Origin of the sequence: Mesorhizobium sp. M2A.F.Ca.ET.037.01.1.1 (assembly GCF_003998075.1) — a bacterium.
Taxonomy (GTDB): domain Bacteria; phylum Pseudomonadota; class Alphaproteobacteria; order Rhizobiales; family Rhizobiaceae; genus Mesorhizobium.
In genome coordinates this window covers 1-1,710 of the sequence record NZ_RZSA01001224.1, presented here as the reverse complement: position 1 = coordinate 1,710, position 1,710 = coordinate 1, and the positions used below count along the sequence as shown (strand labels likewise).

At 59.7% G+C, this 1,710-nt stretch carries 1 protein-coding gene and 1 pseudogene; both read left to right on the top strand.

The window, feature by feature from the left end:
- The first annotated feature begins 276 nt into the window (after positions 1 to 276).
- Entirely contained in the window at positions 277 to 546 is a 270-nt protein-coding gene (locus EOA27_RS35350; RefSeq protein ID WP_245467376.1) for a hypothetical protein, read from the top strand.
- Positions 547 to 579: 33 nt separating this feature from the next.
- Positions 580 to 1,710, top strand: a pseudogene (locus EOA27_RS35345) (mechanosensitive ion channel family protein); the annotation flags it as partial.

Here is a 1,710-nt window from a genome sequence, read left to right as displayed (position 1 = left end):
ATCTCCCTACGAAACACTGCAGCGCGCCGGAAGATCGTGACCCGGGCGCAACCCGCGCCGAGAAATGCCGGTCACCATCGCCAGCGGTTCGATGGAATTTGCGCAATCCGGATAGAAGTCGAATTTGAGAATTAGTACACTCTAAAGTTCTAGCCTGCGTTGGGTGCTGCATAGTCCGGACATAAGAACGCGCGAAGCGGTGAGCTCTTGGGAGGATCAAAAATGACGAGACCTAGCTTGAGATTGACCGGCGCTGCCGGAATCGTCGTCGTCTTGATGTTTGCGGGGCTCATCGATGCCCTTGCGCCCTTCGCCCCCGTCGTTGGCGAAGCGCAGGCGCGAGTTGGCCATCCGCTCACGCCTGGCAGCGTCGCAGGCGTCGCAAGGCGCACCACACGCCGAACGATCCGCCGTTCGACTATCTACGTGAACAGGCTCCCGGCTGCGTGTGTGACGACTTCGATCAACGGCACCGTGCTTTGGCACTGCGGCAGCAGCTACTATCAACCCTACCAAGGGCGCTATGTCATCGTCTATATACATTGAATGGCAAGCTGCCCCGAATCAATGATACGTCGATTGGGAGCCCAGAATCTGGCGCGCCCGACACGACATCTCGGCTATCTGACCGCGATGTTTTTCCTGATCGCCAGGTCCCTCGTCTTTGGGATCGCCCTCTTGTTGACTGGTCCATCACAGGCACAGGCGCCGGCGACCGTTCCGCCTGAAAAGGTCAAACAGTTATTCGATCTTCTCGACGATCCGTCGGTGAAGGCCTGGGTGGCCGAGCAACGAAAGCAGGACGCCGGGCCGACCGGAACGCCTGCCGCGGCAGGAGCTTCGCCGTCCGGCGCATCGTCCGATGCCGTGGCCGCGCCGGGCCGGATGAATACGATGGCATCCTCGACGCTCGATCGGATCAAGCATCATATCGAAAGAATCGTGGGGACCTTGCCCTCTCTGCCAGGCCAGTTTGCGCGCGTGCGGGCAGAGACCATGGAGGATATGTCCGGCAAGAGGCCTGCCAGCATGCTTTTGCTGATCGCGATTTTCATCGCTGCCGGCCTGGCGCTCACTTGGGCAACGTACAAGCTCAGCCGCCCGTTCCGTTTGTGGATCATCGCGCAATCGAAGGATACGCCCATCGGGCGGGCCAAGAAGATTGGTGGCCGCACGCTTTATTCCAGCCTGCTGATCCTCTCGTTCGCGCTGGGCAGCGCCGGCGCGTTCATGTTGTTTGACTGGCCAATGCTTATCCGCGAGATCGTGCTGACCTTTCTGATGGCTGCGGTCGCCACAGCGGCTGTGCGCATGTATCTCGCAGCCCTGCTCGTCCCTTCCTTCATGCAGGTCGAGAACGCCGTCGAGGTTCGTGCTTTGCCGGTGACCAACGAAACGGCCGACCATTGGTTCTATTGGGTACCCAGGATCTTCGGCATCTTCGCCTTCTTCGCCGCCGCGTTCATCCTCTTGCCGGGTCTCGGCATTGACCAGGACGGAATGCTGGTGCTGTCGGTAGGTGCCGATTTCGTGCTGCTGCTGCTCTTTCTGATTGCCGTTTGGCGTCGGCCAAGAACACAGCGGAACGATGGGCACGGTCACACGGCAGCGACATGGTTTTTGACTGCTTACTTCGTCGTCCTGTTCCTGCTGCGCATCGCCGGCCTTCCCATATTGTTCTGGTTTACCTTCGCCGCATTCTTCCTGCCT